At 75.0% G+C, this 25,405-nt stretch carries 21 protein-coding genes; 10 read left to right on the plus strand and 11 right to left on the minus strand.

Features of this window, described 5'->3' with window-relative positions; translation table 11 throughout:
* Positions 1–6 precede the first annotated feature (6 nt).
* From QK440_RS26925 to QK440_RS26950, 6 genes are all read right to left on the minus strand, one after another.
* Positions 7–762, minus strand: coding sequence for a class I SAM-dependent methyltransferase (locus QK440_RS26925; RefSeq protein WP_282795812.1), 756 nt, complete (start codon positions 760–762; stop codon positions 7–9).
* Positions 759–2,171 carry a condensation protein gene (locus tag QK440_RS26930; RefSeq protein WP_282795813.1) on the minus strand — a complete coding sequence of 471 codons (1,413 nt, stop codon included), beginning with the start codon at positions 2,169–2,171 and terminating at the stop codon, positions 759–761. The genes QK440_RS26925 and QK440_RS26930 overlap by 4 nt, the downstream gene beginning before the upstream one ends.
* Positions 2,168–6,643 (minus strand): alpha-(1->3)-arabinofuranosyltransferase, encoded by a 4,476-nt coding sequence (locus QK440_RS26935; RefSeq protein WP_282795835.1) that lies wholly within the window; start codon positions 6,641–6,643, stop codon positions 2,168–2,170. Before QK440_RS26935 ends, QK440_RS26930 begins: the two co-directional genes overlap by 4 nt.
* The gene (locus QK440_RS26940; RefSeq protein ID WP_282795814.1) at positions 6,640–7,368 is read right to left on the minus strand and encodes a class I SAM-dependent methyltransferase; all 729 of its coding nucleotides are present in this window, start codon (positions 7,366–7,368) and stop codon (positions 6,640–6,642) included. The genes QK440_RS26935 and QK440_RS26940 overlap by 4 nt, the downstream gene beginning before the upstream one ends.
* Complete coding sequence (locus QK440_RS26945) at positions 7,365–8,564, minus strand: glycosyltransferase family 4 protein (RefSeq protein WP_282795815.1); 1,200 nt, start codon at positions 8,562–8,564, stop codon at positions 7,365–7,367. The genes QK440_RS26940 and QK440_RS26945 overlap by 4 nt, the downstream gene beginning before the upstream one ends.
* A gap of 281 nt (positions 8,565–8,845) precedes the next feature.
* Complete coding sequence (locus QK440_RS26950) at positions 8,846–9,901, minus strand: DUF3068 domain-containing protein (protein ID WP_282795816.1); 1,056 nt, start codon at positions 9,899–9,901, stop codon at positions 8,846–8,848.
* 363 nt (positions 9,902–10,264) lie between these two features.
* Here QK440_RS26950 and QK440_RS26955 point away from each other — a divergent pair, with 363 nt between their 5' ends.
* The 3 genes from QK440_RS26955 (at position 10,265) to QK440_RS26965 (ending at position 12,751) form a co-directional block, all read left to right on the plus strand.
* Positions 10,265–10,429 carry a hypothetical protein gene (locus QK440_RS26955; RefSeq protein WP_282795817.1) on the plus strand — a complete coding sequence of 55 codons (165 nt, stop codon included), beginning with the start codon at positions 10,265–10,267 and terminating at the stop codon, positions 10,427–10,429.
* 7 nt (positions 10,430–10,436) lie between these two features.
* The gene (locus QK440_RS26960; protein ID WP_282795818.1) at positions 10,437–11,702 is read left to right on the plus strand and encodes a helix-turn-helix domain-containing protein; all 1,266 of its coding nucleotides are present in this window, start codon (positions 10,437–10,439) and stop codon (positions 11,700–11,702) included.
* A 203-nt stretch (positions 11,703–11,905) separates the two neighbouring features.
* Positions 11,906–12,751, plus strand: coding sequence for a hypothetical protein (locus QK440_RS26965; RefSeq protein WP_282795819.1), 846 nt, complete (start codon positions 11,906–11,908; stop codon positions 12,749–12,751).
* 16 nt (positions 12,752–12,767) lie between these two features.
* Here QK440_RS26965 and QK440_RS26970 read toward each other — a convergent pair whose 3' ends face one another.
* On the minus strand, positions 12,768–13,214 hold the full coding sequence (locus tag QK440_RS26970; RefSeq protein ID WP_282795820.1) for a MarR family transcriptional regulator: 447 nt from the start codon (positions 13,212–13,214) through the stop codon (positions 12,768–12,770).
* A gap of 161 nt (positions 13,215–13,375) precedes the next feature.
* On the opposite strand from QK440_RS26970, the gene QK440_RS26975 reads away from it, so the two are divergent.
* Positions 13,376–14,410 carry an NADP-dependent oxidoreductase gene (locus tag QK440_RS26975; protein ID WP_282795821.1) on the plus strand — a complete coding sequence of 345 codons (1,035 nt, stop codon included), beginning with the start codon at positions 13,376–13,378 and terminating at the stop codon, positions 14,408–14,410.
* An 85-nt stretch (positions 14,411–14,495) separates the two neighbouring features.
* Positions 14,496–14,924 carry an organic hydroperoxide resistance protein gene (locus QK440_RS26980; protein ID WP_282795822.1) on the plus strand — a complete coding sequence of 143 codons (429 nt, stop codon included), beginning with the start codon at positions 14,496–14,498 and terminating at the stop codon, positions 14,922–14,924.
* A 663-nt stretch (positions 14,925–15,587) separates the two neighbouring features.
* Here QK440_RS26980 and QK440_RS26985 read toward each other — a convergent pair.
* Positions 15,588–18,164 carry a M14 family zinc carboxypeptidase gene (locus QK440_RS26985; RefSeq protein ID WP_282795823.1) on the minus strand — a complete coding sequence of 859 codons (2,577 nt, stop codon included), beginning with the start codon at positions 18,162–18,164 and terminating at the stop codon, positions 15,588–15,590.
* 145 nt (positions 18,165–18,309) lie between these two features.
* On the opposite strand from QK440_RS26985, the gene QK440_RS26990 reads away from it, so the two are divergent.
* Complete coding sequence (locus tag QK440_RS26990) at positions 18,310–19,143, plus strand: EI24 domain-containing protein (RefSeq protein WP_282795824.1); 834 nt, start codon at positions 18,310–18,312, stop codon at positions 19,141–19,143.
* 56 nt (positions 19,144–19,199) lie between these two features.
* Here QK440_RS26990 and QK440_RS26995 read toward each other — a convergent pair whose 3' ends face one another.
* On the minus strand, positions 19,200–20,540 hold the full coding sequence (locus tag QK440_RS26995; protein WP_282795836.1) for a pyroglutamyl peptidase: 1,341 nt from the start codon (positions 20,538–20,540) through the stop codon (positions 19,200–19,202).
* A gap of 243 nt (positions 20,541–20,783) precedes the next feature.
* On the opposite strand from QK440_RS26995, the gene QK440_RS27000 reads away from it, so the two are divergent.
* Positions 20,784–21,395 (plus strand): hypothetical protein, encoded by a 612-nt coding sequence (locus QK440_RS27000; protein WP_282795825.1) that lies wholly within the window; start codon positions 20,784–20,786, stop codon positions 21,393–21,395.
* Here the strand turns inward: QK440_RS27000 and QK440_RS27005 are convergent.
* Positions 21,327–21,980: a LysR substrate-binding domain-containing protein gene (locus tag QK440_RS27005; RefSeq protein WP_282795826.1), complete on the minus strand. Its 654-nt coding sequence runs from the start codon at positions 21,978–21,980 to the stop codon at positions 21,327–21,329. The genes QK440_RS27000 and QK440_RS27005 overlap by 69 nt on opposite strands.
* Positions 21,981–22,001: 21 nt before the next feature.
* A complete protein-coding gene (locus QK440_RS27010; protein ID WP_282795827.1) occupies positions 22,002–22,337 on the minus strand; it encodes a LysR family transcriptional regulator in 336 nt (111 codons plus the stop codon).
* Positions 22,338–22,395: 58 nt separating this feature from the next.
* Here QK440_RS27010 and QK440_RS27015 point away from each other — a divergent pair, with 58 nt between their 5' ends.
* The 3 genes from QK440_RS27015 (at position 22,396) to QK440_RS27025 (ending at position 24,759) form a co-directional block, all read left to right on the plus strand.
* The gene (locus tag QK440_RS27015; protein ID WP_282795828.1) at positions 22,396–23,241 is read left to right on the plus strand and encodes an NAD(P)-dependent oxidoreductase; all 846 of its coding nucleotides are present in this window, start codon (positions 22,396–22,398) and stop codon (positions 23,239–23,241) included.
* Positions 23,242–23,432: 191 nt separating this feature from the next.
* Entirely contained in the window at positions 23,433–23,834 is a 402-nt protein-coding gene (locus QK440_RS27020) for a RidA family protein (RefSeq protein WP_282795829.1), read from the plus strand.
* Between the two features lie 58 nt (positions 23,835–23,892).
* Positions 23,893–24,759 carry an NAD(P)H-binding protein gene (locus tag QK440_RS27025; RefSeq protein ID WP_282795830.1) on the plus strand — a complete coding sequence of 289 codons (867 nt, stop codon included), beginning with the start codon at positions 23,893–23,895 and terminating at the stop codon, positions 24,757–24,759.
* Positions 24,760–25,405 lie beyond the last annotated feature (646 nt).

A 25,405-nucleotide genomic window follows, 5' to 3' on the forward strand; every position in this document is an offset into this window, starting at 1 on the left:
CGGGACTCAGGCCTTCCGGGCGTGCAGCAGCAGGATCGACGCCGCGCCCGGCACGGCGCAGGCCAGCCGGTCCAGGCCGCGCAGCGGCCGCGGCACCCCGTGGAAGGGCGCGCCCGCGAGCCGCACCACGTCGAAGCCGGAGGCCGCCACGAACTCCTTGAGCGCGCGGGCCGTGTACAGCCGCAGGTGGCCGACGACCTCGCGCCCCGGGCGGCCGTGGATGGCGCGCAGGCTCACCTCGGAGAACACCGGCTGCACCCCGGCGAGCAGCAGCCCGCGGTTGTACCAGGCGGCCAGGTTCGGCGTGGACAGCATCAGGTGGCCGCCGGGGCGCAGCACCCGGCGCAGCTCGTCGAGCGCGGAGTCCGGGTCGACGAGGTGCTCGACGACCTCGCTGAACAGCACGGCGTCGGCGGCGCCGTCCGCGAACGGCAGCCCCCCGTCGGTCAGTTCACCGCGGACGACGTACGGCAGGTGGGCGTGCGCGCGGCGCAGCGCGTCCTGCGACCAGTCGACGCCGATGACGCGGTGCCCGGCGAGCAGCGGCGCGGCGGCCCGGGCGGCGGAGCCGTCGCCGCAGCCGACGTCGAGGACCACGCGGGCGCCGCGGGTGGCCGGGCCGAGCGCGGCGGCGAGCATCCGCGCCTGCCGCAGGCTGCGGGCGTCCCCCGAGGCGACGGGGACCGCCGGGTTCTCGTAGAAGTCCCGCAGGCCGCGCGGGCGGTGGCGGGCGGGCCGCTCGGTGGTGCCGGACGTCGTCATCGGCCGGACCCCTCCTCGGTGGTGTGGAGGTAGCGCTCGAACAGGTCCCGCAGGCGCGCGCCGTCGCCGGGGCCGAGCAGCGCCCGCGACCAGCGCAGGGCCAGGTGCAGCCGGCCCGCCGTGGACGCGGTGGTCACGGTCAGGCCGCGCGGCATGCGCGCGGGCGCCGAGAACCACACCGCGGTCGCGGCCCCGGCGTCGCCGAAGTCCAGCGCGTACGGGATGCGGCCGATGTTGCTGAGCAGCGTCGTCGACGTCCAGGGCGCCGCGGCCCGGCGCAGCCCGCGGGTGACGGCCGCGCGCAGCGCGACCGGCAGGACGGGCGCGGTGAGCAGGGTCGCACCGTGGCCGAGCTGCGGCCGGGACAGGGCCTTGAGGGCGCGCGTGCGGTCGGAGGTGCGGCGCAGCAGCGCGTGAATCCGCTCCGGCGTCGCGCCCGCGTCGAGCAGCGGCGTCAACTCGGCCGCGCCGAAGGGTACTTCGACCAGGCGCGTGCCGTTGCCGATCGGCATCGACATGTCGCGCGGCCGGTCGTCGACGGGCATGGTGATCCGCAACGGCTTGGGCGGGGCGCCGTGTTCACGGTTCCAGTGGGCGATCATCAGCGCGGTCGCGACCATGAGCTGGTCGTTGACGGTGAAGGGCGCCCCCTTGGGGCGGCGCGGCACGGGCAGCTCCGCCACCAGCATGTCGTTCCCGGGGGCGGGGCCCGCCGCGCCCGGCCGGGGCCGGGCGCGCGGGGCGGGCTCCGGGGAGCCCTGGGCGACGCGGGCCGGGGTGGCCCACGGCGAGGGCAGGTCCGTGGCCGCGCCCGGCGCGGGCGCGGCGGGCGCCCGCGTCGGGGGCGCGGCGGGCGCGTTGTCCCGTCCGCCGTACAGCTCGGCGGCGGTGGCGAGGACCCGCAGACAGGCGGGGCCGTCGAGGGCGGTGTGGTTGATGGTGAGCACGAGAACGCTGCCCGCGCCGCCCGCGCCGCCCGTGCCGCCCGCGCTGCCCGCCTCCGGGTCGGTGACGACCTCCAGCCGTACCGGCGGGGACGCCGTCAGCGGTGGCGCGTCGAGCAGCGTCCGCTGCCGGGCCCGCTCCAGTTCGCCGGGGGCCGGACGCGGGAAGGTGACGACCTCCACGTCCGGGCCCTCGGTGAGCTCCCACTCGTAGCGGCGCCGGTACCAGGGGCCGCGCGCCTCCCGCACCAGGATGCGCGGGTGGCGGCGCAGCGCCTCGCCGAAGGCCGTCCGCAGCCGGTCCTCGTCCAAGGCGCCCGGCAGGTGCACCTCGATGTGGACGGTCTCCGGCTCCGCCTCCTGGAGGCAGTGCCGGGAGACCTCGTCGACGACGGGGAACGGCACCCGGCGCGGCGGGCGGCCGGGGCCGTCCGCACGCCGGGCCGGGTTCTCCAGGGCGGTCATGGCCGGCGGTCCTCTTCCTCTTGCTGTTCCGTGCCGTCACCGGGTTCCTGCCTGTGCGGCGGTGTCCCGGGCGGTGTCCCCATGTCGCGGTCGGGCCCCAGCGGCAGCGTCCTCGCGGACGGGTCGCCGCCCGGCGCGGGCTTGGCCAGCGGGTCGGCGCCGGGCGTCCCCGCGCCGGGAGTCCCCGTGCCGGGAGCCCCCGCGGGAGGCGCACCCCCCGGCCGCGCGGCCGGCGGCTGCGCGGCCGACGGCTGCGGAACCCCGGCGGGCGCCGCCTGCGCGGGCACCCCACCGGCAGCGGGCGCCGCCTGCGCGGGCACCCCACCGGGACCGGTGGCCTCCCGCACCGACACCAGCGCCGCGAACAGCCCGACGAACGCGAGCAGTTGGGCCGCGTGCCCGAAGGCCCCCTCGTCCGCGGCGACCGTCTCCCCGGCACCCGTGGCGGCGGCGATCCCCGCCCCCGCGAGGGCCAGGAACGCGATCGGCACGAGCAGGGTGTGCCGCCGCCAGGCGAGCAGCGCCAGGGCGGGCACGAGGAGTGCGAACCAGCCCGCGACCACCACGGCCACCAGCGTCAGGGCCACCGTGCCGAGCAGGATGCCGGGCGCGGGCGGCGCCAGGTCAGGACCGTCGGGGTTGGGCGCCTTGCGGCGCACGAACACCAGCGCCACCAGGGCGAGGACGCCCGCGCCGCCGCCGATGAGCCCGGCCTCGTACACCGTGGAGGGCTCGTAGCTGAGCTTGACGGTGCCGCCCTCGCCGGCCGGGATCAGCCAGCCCTGCTGCCAGCCGTCGAGCCGCACCTCGCGCAGCTCCTTGCCGTTCAGGGTGGCCTTCCAGCCGTCGTTGACGTTCTCGTACGTGGTGAAGTACGCGGCGGCGCCGTCGCCGACGGTGACCTCGCGGCGGTCGCCGAGCCAGTCCTTGACGCGCAGCTCGCGCCGCGTGGTGTCGAGGGCGCCGGGCGTGCCGCGGGTCAGGGTGACGTCGGTGACGGCGAGCGGGCCCGCGTCACCGGCCTCCACGCGGTGCTCGCCCGCGCCGAGGTCCACCTCGGGCCGCGGCTCGGGGCGCCGTTCGCCGCGCTCGCACAGCGTCACCTCGACGGGCCGCCGCTCGACGAGGTCGCGCACGGTGCCCTTGGCGGACGTCGGGTACAGCTTGCCGTCGATCGCCACCTCCGGGCCCTTGCCGCAGGCCAGCTCGAAGGAGCGCGTGGGCCGCGGCCGCTCGGTGCGGAACTGGTCGAGCGCCGGGATGTAGGCCTCGGTCAGGCCCACCGGGAGCTGGAGCTCGTCGTCCGCGACCGGGTTGTGCAGGGTCAGCGGCGCGGTCTTGGTGATGGTGATGTCGAGGCGGTCGGTGGTGATCGGCGCGAAGCGGGCCACGCCGTTCTCGTCGACGCCCGCGGTCGCCGCGCCGTCCGGCGAACTGATCTCGATCTTCTCGGGGCGCGTGGACAGGCCGCCCGCGCCGGGCAGCACGATCTCGCCCACGGCCACCTTGCCGGGCCAGCGCAGATGGATCACGGGCCGGTCCCCGGCGATCCACGCCGTGGTCAGGTCGCCGTCGGTGAGGTTGCGCGCCGACAGGCCGGTGCCGAGGTCCGCCGTGGAGTCCGCGGTGGCGCGGATCTGCTGCCGCTTGCGCGGCGCCACGTCGTAGAGCAGCTCGTCGAGCGCGCCCCCAGGGACGGCGACGGCGCTCATCCGCACGTCGTACGTGCCCTGGCCGCCGGTGGTGAAGCGGCGGTGCAGGCCCGCCTCGGCGGTCACCGGCGACAGGCCGCTGGGGTCGGCCGAGCGGTGCATGGAGTACGTCGTGGCGTCGGACTCGGCGCCGGGGGTGCCCTGGACGTCGTCGGGCATCTTCAGGAGCTTGGTGACCTGGACGCCGGGGATGTCGATCTCGGCGAACCCGGCACCGGTCAGGCCGCGGTGGGCGACCTGCGCCTCCAGAATGGTGATCTTGATCCAGGAGGAGTCGCCGGGCACGGCCGCCACGCGCTGGGTCGTGCCGTCGGCCTGGAGGAAGGAGTCCTTGCGGCCCCGCTCGGTCTCCACCCGCACCTTGGTCGGCGCGGCCCGCACCCCGCTCTGGGGCAGCGGCGTGACCTTGAAGGACGCCGGGATCGCGGTCTTCTTCCGGAACTCCGCCCTGATCCACTCGTCCTCGGGGCTGTCCGGGTTGCCCTCGGTCCAGGCGGTGGCCGGATTGCCGTCGAAGGCGTTGACCGGGTCGTACTGCGGCAGGTGGAACAGCCAGTTGCCGTACGACGAGGCCGTCACCGCCTTGGCGCCGCGCAGCTCGGCCGTCGTCTGGTGCTCGACGCCCTTGGTCGGCAGGATCTGGTGCGGCTTCTCGCCCGGGTCCTGCAGGGCCTTCGGCGCGTTCTTCTCGTTCCGCGTGTACGTGTACGAGGTGTTGGTGTTGACCAGGCCGAACCGCGTGTCCGCGCGGCGCAGCCCGTCACCGACCGCCTGCAGGCCGGGCGCGGAGCCCAGGCCCGGGTGGTTGTCGCCGGTCAGGACCGCCGGCCGGTCGCGCATCTCGGGGTCGGCGGACAGCGGAAGCAGCGCCTCGGGCCCGCCGCTGACCACGGCCGTGTTGGACACCGGCTTCAGGCCCGCCTGGCCCGGCCGCTCGGTGCCCTTGCCGGGCGTGTAGATCTCCACCGCCCGGTGGCGCGGGAACAGCCCCTCGACCTGCACCGGCGTGTCGTCCTCGATCTTCCCGCCGGTCTGGGTCGGGCCGAAGCCGGTCACGCGGGTGTAGCCGGACTGCTCCAGGGTGCGCTTGACGGTGGCCGTGGGCACGTACCCGATCTGGTCCTTGTCGAGGTCGTTGCGCACGACGACGTAGTACAGGCCCGCGCGCGTCAGGTAGTCCTTCAGGCCGGGGACCGCGCCGCCCGTCATCAGGGCCTGCTCCACGGCGTCCATGGCGCGCCGGTTGCCCGGGGTGCCGAACGGCACGTAGTCGCGCTGCGCCCAGCGGGATTCGGCCTGCACGTCGAGGGGCTGGTCGATCGGCGAGCCCCAGGTGTAGACGCCGTGCGCGGTCGCGGGCACCACCAGGGCGCGCGAGTCCGGCGAGTACTTGTCCAGCCAGTCGGCCGTCGCCTGCCAGTGGTTCGGCAGCTTCTTGAACGAGCCGGGCTGGAGGATGGAGCCGTTCAGGTACGGCCACATCAGGCCCGGCAGCACCAGGACGGCCGCGACCAGCGGCACGTACCGGCGCCCGCGCACCGCCCGGGTGCCGCGCGCCACGCCGGCCACGCCCGCGAAGTGCGCGAGGCCGAAGGCCAGGGCGAGGGCGAGGCCCGTCTGGAACTTGTAGATGTTGCGGAACGGCACCAGCCAGCCGTCGAGCCAGCCCTGCACCGTGCCGTGGAAGGGCGCCCCGAAGGCGCCGCCGTACCCGGCGAGCGTCACGAGGACGACCGAGAGGACCGTGAGGACGAGCCAGCGCCGCTCGGGCAGGTCGCGGCGGGCGAGCCCGGCGAGCCCGAGCCCGGCCGCGAGCGCCGAGCACACGATGGTGACCACGCCCGTCGCGACCGTCCAGCCCGCGGGCAGCCAGGCCTCACCGAAGTGCAGGTAGGCCACCCAGTTGCCGGCGCCGCGCAGGGCCTCGGTGGCCGACATGGTGCCGGTCGTGGTGGCGGCGTTCTCCACGTACGGCAGGAAGTTCTCGCCGTAGATGCCGAGCAGCAGCAGCGGCACCACCCACCACGCGGTGGCCAGGATGACGCCCGGCACCCACCAGGTGATGAGCTTGCGCTTGCGCGGCCCGTTCGGCCGCGACAGCAGGTAGAGGGCGACCGGGAGCAGCGAGGCCAGGGTGGAGGCCGCGTTCACGCCGCCCATGAGGGGGATGACGAGCGCCGAGCGGAACGCGGCGATGCGCGCGGTGACGCGGTCGTCGGTGAGGGGCAGCAGCACCCAGGGCAGGAACGCGCCGGGCAGCGCCGCCGCCGAGGTCGAGCCGACCACCACGGTGAACGTCGGCCACAGCGCGTACACCACCGCGCCGAGCAGGCGCGAGCCCGGGCTGCCGATCCGCAGCCGCTCGGCGAGGCGCAGCGCGCCCCAGAACGCGGCCGTCACGATGAGCGAGAACCACAGCCGCTCCGCGAGCCACACCGGGACCTGGAGCAGGTCGGTGAGGCCGTAGTACGGCAGCATCGGGAAGGCGTACCCGATGTACTGGTCCTGGAGCCCCCCGAAGCCGCCCCGGTCGTGCCAGAGCTGGCCGAGGTCGGACAGGAACTGCCACGGGTCGACGGCGACACCGAGTTTGGTGTCGAACGTCATCCGCCCCGGCCGCACCGCGAGGAAGCACACGAACGCGGCCGCCCAGAAGCCGGCCAGCCAGCGCCGGGAGCGCGGGCCGCGCGCGGGTTCGTCGGGCCGGCGCGCCGTCGGCCGCGTGGCGGCCGGCGGAGGGGCCTGGACCGTTGTGGTCATGGACACCGCCTGAGGATGAGGAGAAGGTTCCAGGTCGTGAACTCGCGCACGCCCGGTACCTTCGCCACGGTCTCGGCGAGGAACGGCCAGTAGCGCGAGCGCGCGGAGACGACGGTGACGTCGTCGCGCGCCCGCACCTGTCTGAGCGTGGGTCCTATGTGGTGCGCGAAGAGATTGACGCCGAGCGTGTGCTTGGCGGGCGTGCCGGTGCGCCGCTCGTGGCGGGCGCGGGCGCGCTCGGCGCCCAGGTAGTGCCAGGGCGCCCACTCGTGGCCGCCCCAGGGGGACAGCCAGTTCGTGAACGCCACGTAGATCAGTCCGCCGGGGCGGGTGATCCGCACCAGCTCGCTGAGGAAGGTCTGCGGGTCGGCCACGTGCTCCAGGACGTTCGAGGAGAACGTGACGTCGGCGGCGCCGGTCGCCACGGGCAGCAGATAGCCGTCCGCGACGACCGCGCCCTCGGGCGGCTTCTCGCCGCGCGCGCCCAGTTCGCGCAGGTCCGGCTCGAAGAGGAACGCCTGCGCGCCGCGCCGGCGGAACTCCTCGGTGAAGTACCCGGCGCCGCCGCCCACGTCGACGACGACCTTGCCGTCGACGGATCCGTACCGCTCGACCTGGTCGGCGGCGTCACGGGCGAGCAGCGCGTAGCACCGCTCCGGTTCCTGGCGCTCCCGCAGGAAGGCCCGGAACAGGGTGACGGAACGGCGCAGGGACGGGTCTTTCACACGGCACCTCTGACCGGTGGCGCCGCGGGCGCGGCGGGCGCCTGGGGCTGGTGCGCGGCGACCGCCTCGGCGGCCACGGCGCGGAACTGGCGGACGGTGTTGGCCCAGCGGAACCGCGCGGCCCGCTCGGCGGCGGCCTTGCCGAAGGCCTCCCGCCGCTCGGTGCTCAGCGCGAGCGTGCACCAGGCGGCGGCGAAGGAGCTCTCGCCGTGCGCGAGCAGCCCGGTCACGCCGTCCTCGACGGAGTCGCAGATGCCGGGGACGTCGAAGCCGATCGCGGGCGTGCCGCGGGTGGCGGCCTCGGTGACGACCAGGCCCCAGCCCTCCACGGCCGAGGGGTGCAGGAGCAGCCAGGCGGCGCAGAGCAGGCGGTGCTTCTCGGCCTCGGAGACGTGGCCGGTGAAGGTCACGTCCGGGCCCGCCATCCGCTCCAGGCGGGCCCGCTCGGGGCCCTCGCCGACGATGACGAGCCGCCCGCCGGTGACCGGGCGCACCCGCTCCCACAGGCGGAGCAGCAGGTCGACGCGCTTGTACTCGACGAGCCTGCCCATGGCGAGGAAGAGCGGTTCCGGGGAGCGGTCGGCAAGCGGGCCCGGCTCCTCCACGCCGTTGTGCACGACGCGGATGCGGTCGCGGTCCACGCCCAGGTCCTCCAGGGCGGCGGCCGTCGACTCCGACACCGCCACCAGGAGGTTGCCGCGCTGGGCGCCCGAGAGAGCCCAGTGCTCCAGCCTGCGCCCGAGCCGGGCGGCCGGGGCGAGCGGGCCCTGGAAGCGCATGGACCACAGCTCGGTGTGGACGTGGTTGACGAGGCAGAGGGTGGGGCCGCGGTGCCACAGGGGCGCCAGGTACGGCATGCCGTTGCAGACCTCGACCAGCAGGTCGCTGCCGCCGACCTGGCGGCGGTGGGTGGAGCGGGCGCGCAGGTAGTGCCCGAGGTCGCCGCCCGCCGACACCACGCGGTAGTCCCGGTAGGCGGCCGGGCCGCCGCACAGCAGCGTGACCTGGTGGCCCTCCCGGGTCAGGCCGTCGGCGAGGCGGTCGACGAGGAGCTCGGAGCCGCCGGCCGCGGGGTTGTCGAGGTCGCGGCGGGCGAGGAAGGTGATCCGGCGCGGCTGTGGGGGGAGCGCCGGCAGGGACCGCGCGGCGGGCCGCTGTACGGCCGTGCGCGGAGGCGACGGCACGTGCTGGGGCATGGGGTGCTCCAACTCGTCTCAGGGTGCGGTGTGGGGGGCTCGGACGGCGGTACGTGGTGCGGGGTGGCGCACGGTTCGGTGGTGGCGGACGGGTGGGCGCGGCGGGTTCCGCGTGGTGCGTGGGGGCGGAATCCCGCCGTTCGGTTGTGAACGGGGTGGAACCGGTGTGCGGGGGTGGTACGGGGCCGGTACCTGGGTGGGGTGGTTAGTTTTCGCCGCACCGAACGGTGCGGCTACTCACCGGAGTGACAATTTCCGGCCTTGTTGGAGCTGACGTCTCATCACTTCGTGGTGGGTTGCAGCGCGCTTCGTGACGTAGGGGAAAGTGGACCTTCCGGATCCGGATTCCCGCCGGGCCCGCTCGGCCCGTCGGAACCGGAGTTCTGTCCGTTCACGTCCGCTTTGCGGCCGCGGGCGACCAGGGCGCCGCCGAACAGGGTGAGCGCCCCGCCGAGCACCAGGGCGAGCAGCGGCAGCGTCTCGCCGACCAGCTTCAGCCGCGAGCTGTCGTCCTTGGCGAGGTCCACCTGGGCCCGCTGCGTCTTCTCGGTGAACGCGATGCGCTCGCTGTCCAGCAGCACCGTACGGTCCTTCTTGCCGCCGGGAGCCCGCAGCGTCTTGCGCGGGCCGATGGCGGCGTAGATGATCCGGCCGGTGCGCTTGTCGGCCACCAGCTCGATGCCGTGGTTGGCGTACCACTCCTCGGCGAGGACCTGGCTCCGCCGCGGCAGCCCGACCATCCGCCCGGGCACCTGCCGGGTGCCGGTCCTGGTGGCCTGCACCTCACCGGTGAAGCGGTAGCCCTCGTACCCCTGGACCTTCTTCGTGCCGCGGAACCGCAGCGGGACGGTGCCGCCCAGGGTGTTGTCCCACCACAGGTAGTCGCGCTTCTCCACGTCGAACGGGAACTTCAGGTACGCCTCGCCCTCGAAGCGCGGCTTCTCGCCGCAGCAGTGCACGGGCTTGTTGGTTTTGCGGTCGGTCACCCAGCGCTCCAGGGTCCACTGGAGCGAGTCGTGCGGGTCGGCGGCGGGCAGCGACTTGTCCGGGTCGACGGACGTGGACACGTCCCACACCGCCCGGCCCGAGTCCTCGCTGTCGTCCACGTCGCCGCGGACCTGCCGGGTGACGGTCAGGTTCTCGTTGTGCAGGGTCTTGATCTTCTCGGTGTCGAAATAGCTGCCCGTGCCCTTGAAAACGGTGATCTGGTCCACGTCGATGGGCGTGCGTTTCGCCCGCGGCTCGACGTACCAGGCCAGCATCGGGGCAAGGACCAGCAGAAAGACGCCGAGACCGAGCAGGACCAGGGACAAGGGCGAGGCTGTGCGGCGCGTCATCCGGCGCTCCTGCCGTGAGGTGAACAGGGGACGGTCGAACACACAACGGTCGAACGCGTAGCTTTCGGGCGTGAGCGGTCGCCCATGGGGCGGCCGCTCAACTGTGGGGCATTACCGATGAGTTATGGGAGTGCTTCAGTGGTGTTGCCGAGGAGTTGCCCGAATCGCTGCGGCGCTGTCACCGCGGTGTTACTGACCCGTATGGGCCGGGAACGCTAGGCGGACCCTTGACTCAGTGTCAATGCATTGTTGACACTGGGCACCGCCGGACGGGGCCGGTAATCGACTGCGTACGATCGCGCGACCGCGCGGCGCACCGCCAGGGGGTGGGGTACGACCTCCAGCAGAGAGGCTGACCCTGTAATGCACCGACTGCTCGCCGCGACACTGACCGCCGTCGCCGCCGCGGCCCTCGCCGTGGGCGCCGCCTTCGGCGTCGTCGCGCTCCTGAACGCCACACCCGACCAGCCCGACCGGCCGCTCGTGCACTACGAGACGCCGCCCGAGCGCGACCAGCGGGACCAGTGAGCGGCCCGTGTCCGCAAGTCCCGACGTCTCCGAAGGCCGGCGCCCCGCCGCGACCCGCTCGGCCTGGCGCGACGTGCCGCCGCTCCAGGTCCGGCGCTTCGCCGCGCTGGCCCTCGAAGAGGTGCCCGTGCTCGCGCAGGACATCCTGCGCGAGATCCGCGCCGAGTACCCCGGCCTGCCCGTGGTCCTCGACGAGTCGGGCGAGCCCATGGCCCTCGTCGGCATCCGCCGCGCCCTGGAGGGCTTCGTCCAGCAGCTCGCCGCCGCCGACCGCCCGCGCTACCACCCCGAGGTCTTCCAGGAGTTCGGCCGCGGCGAGGGCCTCGAAGGGCGCAGCCTCGACTCGCTCCAGGCGATCTACCGCCTCGGCGTGCGCCTCGCCTGGCGCCGCCTGGCCGAAATAGGCCAGCAGACGGAGATCCCGCCCCCGGCCATGTACGAGCTGGCCGAGTCCGGCTTCGAGTACCTGGACGGCCTGGTCGACCAGTCCGTACGCGGCTACGCCGAGGCCGCGGCCCGGCAGGCCGGCGAGCGTCTGCGACTGCAACGCAAGCTCATGGAGTCCCTGCTCGCCGAGCGGCGCCCCGAGCAGCAGGGGAGCCCCGCCCCCGGCGCCGACAGCGGTTTGGACGAGCGGGCCGCCCGGGCCGGCTGGCCGCTGCCCGAGCGTGTCGCCGTCGGCGTGCTGCTGCGCCCCGCGCGCGAGGCCGTTGCCCCGGCCGTCGGCGAGGGCGTCCTGCTCGACATGGAGGCCGAGCAGCCCCGCCTGGTCGTGCCCGACCCGGACGCGGCGGGCCGCCCCGAGCTGCTGCGCCGCGCCATGACCGGCTGGTCGGGCGCCATCGGGCCGCCCGTGCCGCTCGCCGACGCCGCGAAGTCGCTGCGCTGGGCGCAGGCGGCCGTCGGCCTGATGCAGCGCGGCCTGCTCCCGGCGGGCGAGGTGCTGTACTGCACGGAGCACACCGAGGCGTTGGTCCTGCTCCAGCCCGAGGAGCTCATCGAGGACCTCGCCCGGCGCTGCCTCGCCCCCCTCGACCACTGCGGCCCCGCCCACGGCCGCCGCCTCGCCCAGACCCTGCTCGCCTGGCTGGAGACCCGCGGCGGCGCCCCCGAAGTGGCGGCCCGCCTTGGTGTGCACCCGCAAACAGTGCGCTATCGGCTGCGGCAGATCCGCGAGCTGTGGGGCGACGAGATCGACGACCCGGACCGCCGCTTCGAGCTGGAGCTGGTGCTGCGCGCGCGGCGGCTGCGGGGCGAGCTGGGACGGCCCTGAGGCGGCTCCGAGGCGGCTCGGGGGCGCCTGGCGCGCCACGGCCGCGGCACCGGACGCGGCACCGGACGCGGCACCGGCCGCGGAGAGGCCCGCGGGGAAGCTCGCGGAGAGGCCCGCCGGAAGATCGGTTCACACACAACCTTCACGGCTCCGGCTTCCTCACGGCGTCGCCCGGGACCTAGCCTCCATGCCTCATGGGCCCCATGGATTACTGTCACGCGTGCCACCGGCACCTCAACGGCGCTTTCGCCTGCCCGGGCTGCGGCACCCCGGCCGAGGACTGCCGCGCGTACGGGGAGTCGCTCGACACCCGGGCCGGTTCCGTGGCGCCGGGCGACCCGGGCGAGGTGGCGTACGCGCCGGACGACGCCGACGGGGGCGCGGACGGCGACGCCGGGGAGCCGCGGGGCCGGGGCCGCGGCCGGGAGCGCACCCGCCGGGCGGCCCAGCACCGCCGCAGACGGCGCAAGGTCCTGCTCGTCACCGCGGGCCTCGTGCTCGCCGCGGGCGGTCTGAGCCTCGCCGAACTCGGCACGGAGTCCTCGTCCGGGCACCCCGAGGCGGCGTCCTCCTCCCGGGACGAGGCGGACCGCGGCGCGTCCGGCAGCGGCCCCGACGGCGGCGCGGACGCGGTGGGCTCGGGCACCACCGCCGAACCGGTGTCGTCCTCGGCCACCCCGAAGGGCTCACCCACCGCCCAGGACGAGGACGCGGACGACGCGCGGACGCAACAGCGCGACGGTGAGGCGAGCGACGGCGGGAAGGAGTCGGGGGCGCGGGACGAGGACGGCGGCTCCACGGACGGAGACGGGGCCGACCCCGGGCGGAGCACGGGCGGGACGGACGGGGCGAACGGGACGGGAGGCACGGCGGGCACCGGCGGCCCGTCGGGTTCCGGTTCCGAGCCGAGCTCCGGCACCTCCACCACCGGCGGCCCGGGCTCGCGCCCGGACCCGAAGCCCACGGCGTCCAGGCCCGCGGACGACGAGCCGGCCCCGAAGCCGAGCCCGTCCAAGACGTGCGACCGCTTCCTGTGGTGGTGCACCTGAACCCGGCCCGGCCGGGTCACACCTCGCCGAGCATCCGCCGCAGCAGCCCGCGCAGCGAGAGGCGCTCCTCGCGGGAGAGCTGAGCCAGCGGCTCACGCGCGAAGTCCAGGGACTCGCGCAGGCTGCGGGCGGTCCGCAGCCCCTCCTCGGTGGGCGCGGCCAGCTTCACCCGCCGGTCGGCCGGGTCCGGCCGCCGCTCGACGAGGCCGCGCGCCTCCAGGCGGTCGACGATCCCGGTCACGTTCGAGGGCTCGCACTTCAGCTTCTGCGCGATGCGCCGCATCGGCATAGGCTCCAGGGACAGCAGGCCGAGCACGCGCGCCTGCGCCCCGGTCAGCGCGTGCTTCCCCGCGGCGACCTCGTACTCCTCGTGGTAGCGCGCCACGACGGTGCCGATGAGTTCGACGACCTCGAGCGTCAGCGGGTCGACCCGCGACGCGGCGGAGGAGTTCTGGGGGGTCATGCCACCAGCGTACCCATTTACTTGACAACCTCAAATATAAAAGCGCATGCTTATTTCAGAACATGAAGCATTAGGCCTCGAACCCCGCGGCGCGCAGCCGACGGCGCGCGCACCGGCCCGAGGCCCGATTCCGCAGCCCCCAGCCTGAGGAGGACGCCCCCATGTCCGTCACCCCCGAGCAGCTTCCCGCCACCGGCCGCGCCTGGCACCTCGTGCGCCGCCCGCACGGCTGGCCCGTCCCGGAGGACTTCGCGCTGCGGGAGGCCCCCGTCGAGGCCCCGGAGGAGGGCCGCGTCCTGGTCCGGAACCTGCACTTCTCCGTCGACCCGTACATGCGCGGCCGGATGAACGACGTGAAGTCGTACGTCCCGCCGTTCCAGCTCGACCAGCCCATGGAGGGCGGCGCGGTCGGCGTCGTCGTCGCCTCGAACGCGGACGGCTTCGCGGTCGGCGACCACGTCCTGCACTTCGCGGGCTGGCGCGAGTACGCGTCGGTGCCGGCGCGGTACGCGACGAAGGTGGACGCCGACGCGGCGCCCCTGTCGGCGTACCTGGGCGTGCTCGGCATGACGGGCCTGACGGCGTACGCGGGTCTGCTGGAGGTGGCGTCCTTCAAGGAGGGCGACGCCGTCTTCGTCTCCGGGGCCGCGGGCGCGGTCGGCAGCCAGGTCGGGCAGATCGCCAAGCTCAAGGGCGCCTCGCGCGTGATCGGCTCGGCGGGCTCGGACGACAAGGTCCGGCGCCTGGTCGAGGAGTACGGCTTCGACGCCGCCTTCAACTACAAGGACGACAAGCCCGTCGTCGAGCAGCTCAAGGAGGCGGCCCCCGACGGCATCGACGTCTACTTCGACAACGTCGGCGGCGAGCACCTGGAGGCCGCCATCAGCCGCCTGAACGTGGGCGGCCGCGTCACGATCTGCGGCATGATCGCGGGCTACAACGAGACCGAGCCGACGCCGGGCCCGCGCAACATGGCCCTGATCATCGGCAAGCGCCTGCGCATCCAGGGCATGCTCGTCCAGGACCACCAGGACCTCCAGCCGCAGTTCGTGCGCGAGGTCGGCGCGTGGGTGCGCTCGGGCGAGCTGAGGTACGACGAGACGTTCGCGCACGGCATCGAGAACGGCGTCGAGGCGTTCCTCGGCATGCTGCGCGGGCAGAACACCGGCAAGATGATCGTCTCTCTCGACGACTGAGAACTTCCGCTACTCGGTAAGGTAATTCCGCAGAGCCGGACCGGCGGGCGCGCGGAACGGTACAAACCAGGAGGATTCGACACCCATGTCCATCCAGAAGATCGACGTCAAGTACACCGCCGTGGCCACCGCGGAGAACGGCCGCGACGGGCGCGTCGCCTCCGACGACGGCAAGCTCGACGTCGTCGTCAACCCGCCGAAGGAGATGGGCGGCAGCGGCGCGGGCACCAACCCCGAGCAGCTCTTCGCCGCCGGGTACAGCGCCTGCTTCCAGGGCGCGCTCGGCGTCGTGGCCCGCCGCGAGAAGGCCGACATCTCCGGCTCCACGGTGACCGCGAAGGTCGGCATCGGGCAGAACGAGACCGGTGGCTTCGGCCTGGAGGTCGAGCTCGTCGCCTCCATCCCGAACGTGGACGCCGCCACCGCCCAGTCCCTCATCGAGCAGGCCCACCAGGTGTGCCCGTACTCGAACGCCACGCGGGGGAACATCAAGGTGGAGCTCAAGCTGGCGTGAGCTGGCGGGGGCGCCTTGGGCGGGGGCCTGTCCCGCCGCTGCGCGGCGGATGCCTCCCACCCACCCACCCGCACAGCCCCGGCACCCCGCCCGGCCCCGACCTGGCGGCTCGCACCGCCGTCGTCGGCCGACCGTGATCCACCGCGGCGTCGTCGGCTGACGGTGTCCGCGGCTTGCTGTGATCCACCGCTCCGCGGCGGATGTTCCCCCACCCGCCCGCCCTTTCCAGGGCGGGCGGGTGGGCTTTTCCAGCGCGGGCACCCCGGCCTGTGGCCTATTCAGCCCGTCCGGCGTTTGAGGACGAGCGCGGAGCGCGAGCTTTCCGGCCTGTCCGGGGTCCGACGGCGAGCGTGGAGCGTGGCCTATTCAGCCCGTCCGGCGTTTGAGGACGAGCGCGGAGCGCGGTCTTTCCAGCCCGTCCGGCGTTTGAGGACGAGGCCGGAGGCCGATTTGCGGGGTCCGGGGCGGAGCCCCGGTTTCGGGAAAGGGGCGGGTCTGGGGCGCCCCGCGAGGGCTGCCACCCCGCGAGCAGGGCCCGCCCCCCCACCTGCCCCCTCCAGCCCGTCCGGCGTGTGAGGACGAGCGCGGAGCGCGAGGGAGCGGGGTCCAGGGGCGGCAGCCACTGGTTCGGGAAGGGGCGGGTCTGGGGCGCCCCCGCGAGGGTCAGCGCACTGTCAGGAGTGCTCGGCCCACCTGCGTGAACGCCCCCTTCGGGTGCGCCCGGAACAAGGGCTCCGTGCCGAAGAGGACCACCCCCGCCCCGCCGGAGCGCCCGCTCACCACGGCCGCCTCCCCGGCGGCGTCACGGGGCCCGCCCCGCCCGTCGACGGGGCGCCAGTGCCCGGACACCAGCGGGTTCCCGGAGCCGTAGGCCTGCTCGACCCGCACCCCGGCGCCGAGCCGGGTGAACCACATCGGCGTGTACACGAAGCTCGCCCCGGGCGCCCCGCCCACCACGGGCCCGCCGGAGTTCCGCACGCGCACCACGCCGTTGGCGTCCGCGTTCCCCCGCACGGGAGTGACCGGCAGCAGCCGGGCGGCGGAGTTCACCGCGGCTCCGACCGCGCCCCGCCCCACCAGACCGCCCCCGCGCGCGAAGAACGCGTCGAGCCCGGCGCGCGCCGCGCCCGTGAGCTTCGCGTACTCCAGGCCCGCCGACACGAACAGCACATCGGCCCTGCGCCAGTCGAACCCGGCGTTGAGGGCGGCCGTCGACACCGGCACCACGTCGAAGCCCATCTCGCGCAGCGCGAACAGCTCGCCCGGCGTCACCGCGGCCGCGACCCGGGTGCGCCGCAGCACCTCGCCGCCGCGCGCCTTCGTGGCGGAGAAGGCGACGTCGTACTCCCTGGCCGCGGCCCGTGCCAGACCCCGTGCCGAGCCGGGCACCACCACCGAGCCGTCCCCGCCGCTCCGCACCCGGACCCCGTCACCGAGCAGCGAGTTGAGCGCGGCCACCTCGCGCGGGTCGTCGAGCCGCAGCCGCAGGTCCCCGCGCGGCGCGACGTAGGCCACCCGCGCGGAGCGGGACACCGCGCGCGACTCCACCCGCGCCGGGTCGCCCGCGCGCACGGACACCACCGAGGCGCCCAACAGCCGCCCGAGGCTCCAGCCGGAGATGTCGTACATCACCGACACCTTGCCGCTGATGTCCCGGCCGTCCGCGAGCAGCACGTTCGCCAGGCCCCGCTTGGGCTGGCGCATGTCGACGACGTACGAGCCCTTCGCGTACGCCCGCCCGCCGAGCCGGAAGTCGCGGGTGGCGCGGCGCACGCGGACGTCGTTGGCGAGCAGATGGTCCACGAGCCGGGACGCGGCCGCCGCCGACCGCTGGTCGCCCCGCCCGCCCGCCGGGACGACGTACGCCCGCGGGAACGTCGTCGTGTAGACGTCCTCCGGGCCGATGCCCGGCACGCCCGGCACCGTCTCCGGCGACACCGGCATCTGCCGCGCGCCCGCCGCGCCGCGCCGGAACACCTCGATCTGGTCGGCTATCAGCGAGCGCCGCTTGCGCTCGGCGAAGTCGAGGGTCGCCCTCATGGCCGCGCCCGCGATGTCCACGTTGATGGCGGAGCGGCGGCGCAGCTCGGCGACCGGCTGGGAGTCGTACTCCTCGTAGTTGACCTGCATCGGGAACTCGATGGTGTGCGCCGCGACCGCGCCGTGGAACGGCATGTACTGCGGGGTGAAGATCGGCGGCCAGTCGTCCCAGCCCTCCTCCTGGTCGCGGAAGGGGATGACCGCGGGCTTCACGCCGTCCTTCGCCTCGGTGTAGCCGAGGCCGTTGACGGCCTTCTCCATGCCGAGGGCGTTGGCGTAGGTGTTCTTCAGGAACAGGTCGTACTCGTAGTTCTCGCCGTGCGGCGGCGTGGTCGGCTCGATGAGCGTGCCGTTGACGTAGCCGTGCAGGTCGATCATCACGGCGGGCTGCTTGGTGACGGCGATGTCCCGCACCGCGCGGGTCTCGGGCTGCGAGGCCGTGACGAAGTCCCGGTTCAGGTCGAAGCCGCCGGCGTTCTCGCGGGTGCCCGCGATCCGCCCGTCGGGGTTCATGGTGACGTTGAAGTAGAGGCGGTTGTGGGCCAGGAGCCGACGCGTCCGCCCGTCCTCGGCCTTCGCCAGCCTCTCGATGAGCTTCAGGGCCGCGTCGGTGCCCTCCCACTCGTTGCCGTGGATGTTGTTGTTGATGAACACCGGCGTCTTGTACGCGGACTTGACCGCCTTGTCCTTCGCCGCGGCGGCCGGCGCGTCCGCGATGAGGCGGCGCATCCGCTCCTGCCGGGCGGCCTCGCGCGCCGACTCCGGCGCGGTCACCGTCACCAGGTACAGCTCGTGACCGCCCGCCGACCGCCCGGCGACCTCGACGCTGACGCGGTCCCCGAGCCGCTGGATCGCGTTCAGCCGGGGCGCGATGGCGTGGTACGGCGTCAGGCCCAGCTTGAGGGACTTGTCCGCCGGGTTCGGCGGCTCCGCGTCGAGCTTCCGCTCCCGCGGGTAGCCGCGGACCTTGCCGGTGGCGAGGGGCGTCGCGGTGGCGTCGAGCGCGCGGGCGGCCGCGGACTCCGGGGCCTTCGCCGCCGTGTTGGGCGGGTCGAGCGGCGTCGTGTCGCGGACGGCCGGGCGCGGCGCGGGCCGCGGGTCGGCGCCGGCGCCGCCCGGTGTGAGCGCGGTGAACACGAGCGCGCCCGCGGCGGCCGACGCGGTGAGCAGGACCGGTCTGGACGGCCGGGATGTCCCCATGCGTACCTCCCTAGAGACCCATGAGTGATCGGTAGGGGAGGTCTACAGGGTGAACTCCGCCGCAACAAGGGGTTATTCACCAGTCGGTCCCGGCCGCCCGCCCGCCGGGCCGGGACCCGCCCCACCAGCGGATAGGGTGTGGCGCATGCGTGAACTGGGCCAGGGCTTCGGCTACCTCCTGAAGGGTCAGCGCTGGGTCGCCCAGCACCGCAAGCAGTACGGCCTGGGCCTGCTGCCCGGCCTCATCACCCTCGTGCTGTACGCCGCCGCGCTGGTCGCGCTCGCCCTGTGGGGCACGGACCTGGTGTCCTGGGCGACGCCCTTCGCCGACGGCTGGGACGACCCCTGGCAGGGCGCCTTCCGCACCTTCCTCACCGTGCTCCTCTTCGCCCTCGCCCTGCTGGTGTCCGTGGTGAGCTTCACCGCCGTGACGCTCCTCGTCGGCGAGCCGTTCTACGAGTCCCTGTCGGAGCAGGTCGACGTCTCCGTGGCCGGCTCCGCCCCCGAGTCCGGCCTGCCGCTCTGGCGCGACCTGTGGATCTCCGCCCGCGACAGCCTGCGCATCGTGGTGCGGGCCGCCCTGTGGGGCGTGCTGCTCTTCGCGCTCGGCTTCGTCCCGGTGGCGGGCCAGACCGTGGTGCCCGTCGTCGGCTTCCTCGTCACCGGCTTCTTCCTGACCGAGGAGCTGACAGCGGTGGCGCTCCAGCGCCGGGGCGTGCGGCTGCGCGAGCGCCTGGACCTGCTGCGCGCCCGCAAGTCCCTCGCGTGGGGCTTCGGTACGCCGCTCGCGGTCGCCTTCCTGGTGCCGTTCGTGGCGGTGTTCCTGATGCCGGGGGCGGTCGCCGGGGCCACGCTGATGGCCCGGGACCTGCTGGGCGAGGACGCCGCCGACGACCCGGGCGCCGACGGCGACGGCACCGGCGGCGCGGACGGGGAGCCGCGGCCGTACCCCACGGGCTCCCCGGCCTCCACCGCCTAGCCCCGCGTCACCGCGGCCGCCACCGCCCGGCCCCGCCGCGCCGTGGCCGCCACCGCCTAACCCCGCTTCGCCGAGGCCGCCGAGGCCTCCACGGCCGTCGTCACGATCCGCCGCACCTGGCGGACGATGTCGCTCCGGTTGCGCTCGAACTCCGCGTCCGTAACGGTGCCCGTCGCCGGATCGGTGTTCCCCGCGCCGAACTGGAGCACCGGCGTGTGCACATGGCCGCCCGGCAGCCGGTCGTGCAGGCCGAGCCGGTCGCGCAGCAGCGTCGCCCGGTAGGCGATCTCGTTCGACAGGTAGTCACCGCCGCCGCCCTTGCGGGCCGTGGAGCCCGGCGTCGGCCCTTCGGGCCGGTCCACGGGCGCGGTGCCGCCCGCCGGGATCTCCGTCACGGCCGTGTTGTCGTACACCGGGAAGCGGCCGGTGGGCGCCGCCACGATGTCCTTGTACGGCAGGGTGGTCGTGGTCCACTGCGGCTGCGAGGCGGGGTCGGCCACCGGGACGGTGCCGGTGCTCGACAGGTTCTCGTTGTCGCCGAAGCCGCCGCGCCAGGCGCCGTTGGTCCGCTCGATGTCGAATCTGCCCACCCGCCCCTGGCTGACGGTCGTGAACAGGTCCACCCGCGGCAACTGCCGCCGCAGCGCCCGCTCCACGGCCCCCTCGGCGAAGTCCGTCCAGCGCACCGGGAACGTGGCCGTCTCGATCCGCACCGGCCCGGCCGCCGTCCTGACGACCGTGCCGTCCAGGGCGAGCGCGGTCGCGCCGGACGGGTTGCCGATGCGGATGTCCCGGTCCAGCGTGAACGGGTCGAAGCCGGTGACGAGCACCCGCTTCACCCGCTTGCCGTGGTGGCCCTTCGGATACGTCACCGTGTCCTGGCCGCGCGAGGCCCGCTCCAGCTTCCCCAGCAGCCGCTTCCGCTGCCGCTCGCCGAGCTCGAACCCCTCGGGCTGCCACGCCCGCAGCTCCCGCGTCATCCCGAGCCGCGCCCAGTACAGCGGCCGGTCGTCGCCCCGGCTGAGCGTCCCGCCGCTCGGGCCGCGCCCCTGAACCCGGTCCACGGCCCGCCGCCACAGCGCCTGCCCCTCGCGTACGACGAGCCGCTCCGCCCGGTCGTAGGAGCGGGCACGGTCCAGGGCCCGCGCGAAGGCGGGCGCCACGCCGTCGAAGCCGCTGCGGCGCAGGATCTCCCGCGGCACGGCACGGTCGAGGCGCAGCTCCTCGACGGTCGGCGCACCAGGCGCACCAGGCGCACCAGGCGCACCAGGCGCACCAGGCGCACCAGGCGCACCAGGCGCACCAGGCGTGGCGGACGGGCCCGGTGAGGTGGGAGCGGTGACCGCCGCGGACGGGCCCGGCGAGCCGGGTGCGGCGGCCGCGGCGGGTGCGGCCAGGGCCCCGGCGAGCAGCGCGGCGCCGAACGCCCCGAGCCGGCGCCCGACTATGTGAGACGAAGCCACGTGAGTCCTTCCGTTGCTGGTGAGGTGGCGGAAGTATGGCCAGCCACGGGCGCCGGGCGCTACGCCCCCGGTCCCAAAAGGGCCGTCCTGCGGCGGATGTCGCCTCCGCCGCGCGGCGGAGGCGGACGGCCCGCGCGGCCGACGCCCCGGCGCGCGCCCCGCACCAGCATGAACCCCATGCTGAGAGTCGTCTCCTCGCCCGGCGTGCCCCGCTGGGCCGCGCTCGCCGCGCACGCCGTGCCCTGGCTCGTCCTGCCGTCGGGCCTGTGGCGCGTCGCCCTCGTCCTGCGCCTGCCTGTGTCCGACTACGGCCCCGGGCCCGGCGAGTCCCTGTACATCCTCGCGCTCAGCGCCGTCTCCGAGGGCCTGGCCCTGCTGACGCTGGGCCTGGTCCGCCCGTGGGGCGAGGTCGTGCCCCGCTGGATCCCGCTCCTCGGCGGCCGCCCGGTGCGCCCGCTCGCCGCCGTCGTCCCGGCCGCGCTCGGCGCGGTCGCGCTCGCCCTGATCTGGGGCTACGCCTTCCGCAACGTGGGCGGCGACCTGGACTCGGGCGTCGGCCCGGGCGGCATGGGCTCGCCCGCACAGGACGCGCTCCTGGTCCTCTGCTACGCCCCGCTGCTGCTGTGGGCGCCGCTGCTCCTCGCGGTCACGGTGGCCTACCACCGCCGCCGCACGGCCCGCCCCGGGGCTCCGGCCGCCCCGGCCGTGCCGGTCCCCGGCTCACGCCGCGAGCAGCCGCCCGGACTCCCGCAGGGCGGCCAGGAACGGCGCCACGCTCGGCACCGGTGACCGCCCCCGCGCCGTCGCCGCGTACACCGCCCGCGCGGGCGCGCCCTCCTCGCGGACCGGGACGAGCGCGATGTCCGGCCGGGCGCCCTGGGCCGCGAGCGCCGGGACCAGGGTGACGCCGAGCCCGGCGGCCACATAACCCTGCTTGGCCGTCCACTCGCGGACCACATGGGCCACCCGCGGCCGGAAGCCCGCCTGTACGGCGGCGTCGAGCAGGGTGCCCGCCGGGTCCGCGCTGCCGGAGATCCAGTCCTCGGCGGCGAGGCGCGCGAGCCGTACGGAGGGCTCGCCCGCCAGCGGGTGGGCCGCGGGCACCGCCACGTACAGCGTCTCGTCGAGCAGGTGGTGCAGGTCGTACGCGTCCTCGTCGAGCGGGCCGCCCGTCGTCGACACCACCGCCAGGTCCAGCTCGCCCTCGCCGAGGCGCGCCAGGAGCGGCCCGCTGAAGCCCTCCTCGCGCGTGAGGGCCACCCCGGGGTGCCGCGCCCGGAACGCCGCGAGGGCCCGCGGCACCAGCGCCGCGTCCGCCGTCGCGAACGCGCCGAACCGCAGGTGCCCGCCCGCGACCCCGTCCAGGTCCGCCAACTCCCGCCGCAGCCCGGCCAGTCAGCCCGTGACCGCCTCCGCGTGCGGCAGCAGGGTCCGGCCGTGCGCGGTGAGCCGCACGCCGCGCGGCAGCCGGTCGAAGAGCGGGGCGCCGCCGAGCGCCGCCTCCAGGGACGCGATCTGGCGCGACACCGCGGACTGCGTCAGGGCCAGCCGCCGCGCCGCCACCGTGAACGAGCCCTGCCGGGCCACCTCCAGGAAGGCCCGCAGCCAGAAGGTCGACAGATCGACGCCCTCCCCATCCGGCCCGTCCCCCGGCCCGCCGCCCCGCTCACTGTCACCACGGGCCGCGCCCCGCGGCCCGTACGCGCCCGTCGGCCCATGCGATATCGGCATGCCCGCCATGCTAGACATTCGCTTGTCGCATCACGCCGCCGGACCTAGCGTCGTCCGCATGGAACCGCGCACGCAGCACCCCGAACGCATCGCCTTCCTCGGCCTCGGCCACATGGGCACCCCCATGGCCCGCCAACTCCTCGCCGCAGGGCACCCGTTGACGGTCTGGAACCGTACGCCCGCCAAGGCCGAGCCGCTCGTCACGGCGGGCGCGCGCCACGCCGCGACACCCGCCGACGCCGTCCGCGACGCCGACGTGGTGATCACGATGCTCACGGGTCCCGACGCGGTCCGGTCCGTCGCCGACGCGATCCTGCCCGCGCTGCGGGACGGCGCCCACTGGGTGGAGATGTCAACCGTCGGGCCCGACGTCGTACGGGAGCTGGGGGAGCGGGCGGGGAGCCGCGTCACGCTCGTCGACGCGCCCGTCATGGGCAGCACGGACAAGGCCGCGGCGGGGGAGCTCGGCGTCCTCGCGGGCGGCGACGCCGACGGCGTCGCGCACGTCCTCGCCCGGTTCGGGCCCGTGACCCGGACCGGGCCCCTCGGCTCCGGCGCCGCCCTCAAGCTCGTCGTCAACACCGCCGTGCTCGGCGGCGTCGCCCTGGTCGCGGAGGCGATGACCCTCGCCGACGCGCTCGGCCTCGACGCGGACACCGCCCGCGCCGCCCTCGCCCGCGGCCCGCTCGCCGGGGCCGTCGCCCGCGCCTTCGCCCAGGACGTGCACTTCGCCACCGCCCTGGCCGTCAAGGACGTGGCCCTGGCCACGCACACCGCCCGCCTCCCCGCCATGGAAGCCGTCCTCGCCCACTACGAGGCCGCCGCGTCCGACCCGGCGACGGGGCCCGAGGACATCTCGGCCGCGGTGACCCACATCCGGGGCCGCACCGCGGCTGACGGCTGAGGGCCTGAGGGCCTGAGGGTCTGAACGGGTTTGAGGGCCTGACGGCTGAGCCCGACGCCCGAGGGCTGCTGTGCGCCACCCGGCACCTGCCGCCCGACACCTGCCACACCCTGACATCCGGCACCTGCCACCCGACACCCCCTGACATCCGGCACCTGCCACCCGACACCCGACAGGAGACCACGACCGCCATGAGCGTCACCCTCGCCAACCCGGTCGGTGCCCCGGCACCCCTCGGCCCCTACTCCCAGGTCGCCCACGTCCAACTCGCGGACGGCGGCGCCCTGTTGTACGTCTCCGGGCAGATCGCCGACGGCCAGGACATCACCGCCCAGAGCCACGGGATCTTCGACACCCTCGCCGCCCTCCTCGCCGCGTACGGGGGCACGCTCGACGACATCATCAACATCCGCACCTTCATGACCGACCTGGACGACCTGCCGGGGTACGCCGCCGTGCGCCGCTCCCGCCTCACCGGTGCGCCGCCGACCAGCACGACGGTGGAGGTTCCGCGGCTGTTCCGGCCGGAGGCGCTCATCGAGGTCGAGGTGGTCGCGGCGGTACGGGCCGCCGCCGGGCCCCTGCCGGACTGAGGCCGGGCCCCGGGCTTGAGGACAGAAGATGACCGCAAGCCTCCCTAGCGTGGTCGGCATGACACACCCCACCACTCCTGGCCACCGTCAGACGCAGCCCCAGACCCAGACCCACCTCGTCGCCGGAGCCACCGGCACCGTCGGCCGCGAGGTCGTCCGCGAGCTTCTGGAGCGCGGCCACCAGGTCCGCGCGCTCACCCGTGACCCCGCGAAGGCCTCCTTCGCCGACGGTGTCGAGGCCGTACGCGGTGACCTCACCGACCCGGCGACCATCGAGGCCGCCCTCCAGGGCGTCACCGGGCTGCACCTGATCACCTTCGCCGGCGCGGCCTTCCAGCCGCTGGAGACCGGCCCCGAGATCGTCCGCCTGGCCAGGGAGGCCGGGGTGCGGCGCGTCACCGTCCTGAACGGCGGCGGCCCCACCCCGCTGGAGGACGCCGTGCGTGCCGGCGGCCTGGACTGGACGGTGCTCATGCCGGTCGAGTTCATGGCCAACACGCTGGAGTGGGCGGAGGGCATACGGGCCGAGGACACCGTGCGGGCGCCCTTCGCGGACCGGCTCAGCGCCCTGGTCCACGAGGGCGACATCGGGGCGGTCGCGGCGGTGGCGCTGAGCGAGGAGGGGCACGCGGGGCGGGAGTACCTGATCACCGGGCCGCAGGCGCTGACCCTGCGGGAAAGGGTGGCCGTCCTCGCCGAGGCGCGGGGCAAGGACATCGCCCTCGTCGAGCTCAGCGAGGAGGAGGCGGCGGCGGGGATGCGGGCCGAGGGGCAGGACGAGGGCACGATCGCGTGGCTGCTGGACGTGTACAGGAACACGCCCCCGGAGGGGCGCACTGTCCTCGACACCGTCGAGCGCGTCACGGGACGCTCCGCCCGCCCCTTCACCACCTGGGCGCACACCCACGCCCCGACCTTCCGCTGACCCCCCGAAAAGCAACCCGGGCCGTCCACCCCTGCCAAACCCCACCACCTGACGCCCCCCCCCCCGCCCCTCCCCACGGCAAGGCCCTGCCCCTAGGCCAGCCCCGCCGCTTCGAACGGGAGGCCTCCCACCCACCCACCCGTGCGGCCCCGCGAACCGGGCGCGGGCTGCCCCGGCGGCCTACGGCCCGTCGTCCGTCTGCTCCGCCGCTTGGCGAGGGGGTGTTTCCCACCCACCCACCCGTGCGGCCCTGCGGGGTAGGTGCGGGCTGCCCTGGCTGCTCGCGGCCGGTCTGTCTGCTCGGCCGCTTGGCGACGGGGAGTCCGCCCGCCCTCTCGTCCGTGCGGCCTTGCGGTGCCGGTGTGGGGTCCTGGTGGCTTGCGGCGGGTCGTCCTTCTGCTCGGCCGCTTGGCGACGCGATGTTTTCCACTCGCCCGCCGTGCGGTCCTGCGGAGTGGGCGTGGGGTGGCCTGGTGGCTTGCGCCCGTCGTCCGCCTGCTCGGCCGCTTGGCGAGGGATGTTTCCCACCCGCCCACCCGTGCGGCCCTGTGGAGTGGGTGCGGGCTGCCCTAGGGCCTGTCTGGCAAAGGATCTTGGGTGGGTTCTCTGAGCCAGAGGATGAGTGAGGCGAGGTGGACGCCGGCCT

It is taken from the genome of Streptomyces sp. CC224B, from assembly GCF_030010595.1.
In the GTDB taxonomy this organism is placed as follows: domain Bacteria; phylum Actinomycetota; class Actinomycetes; order Streptomycetales; family Streptomycetaceae; genus Streptomyces; species Streptomyces longispororuber.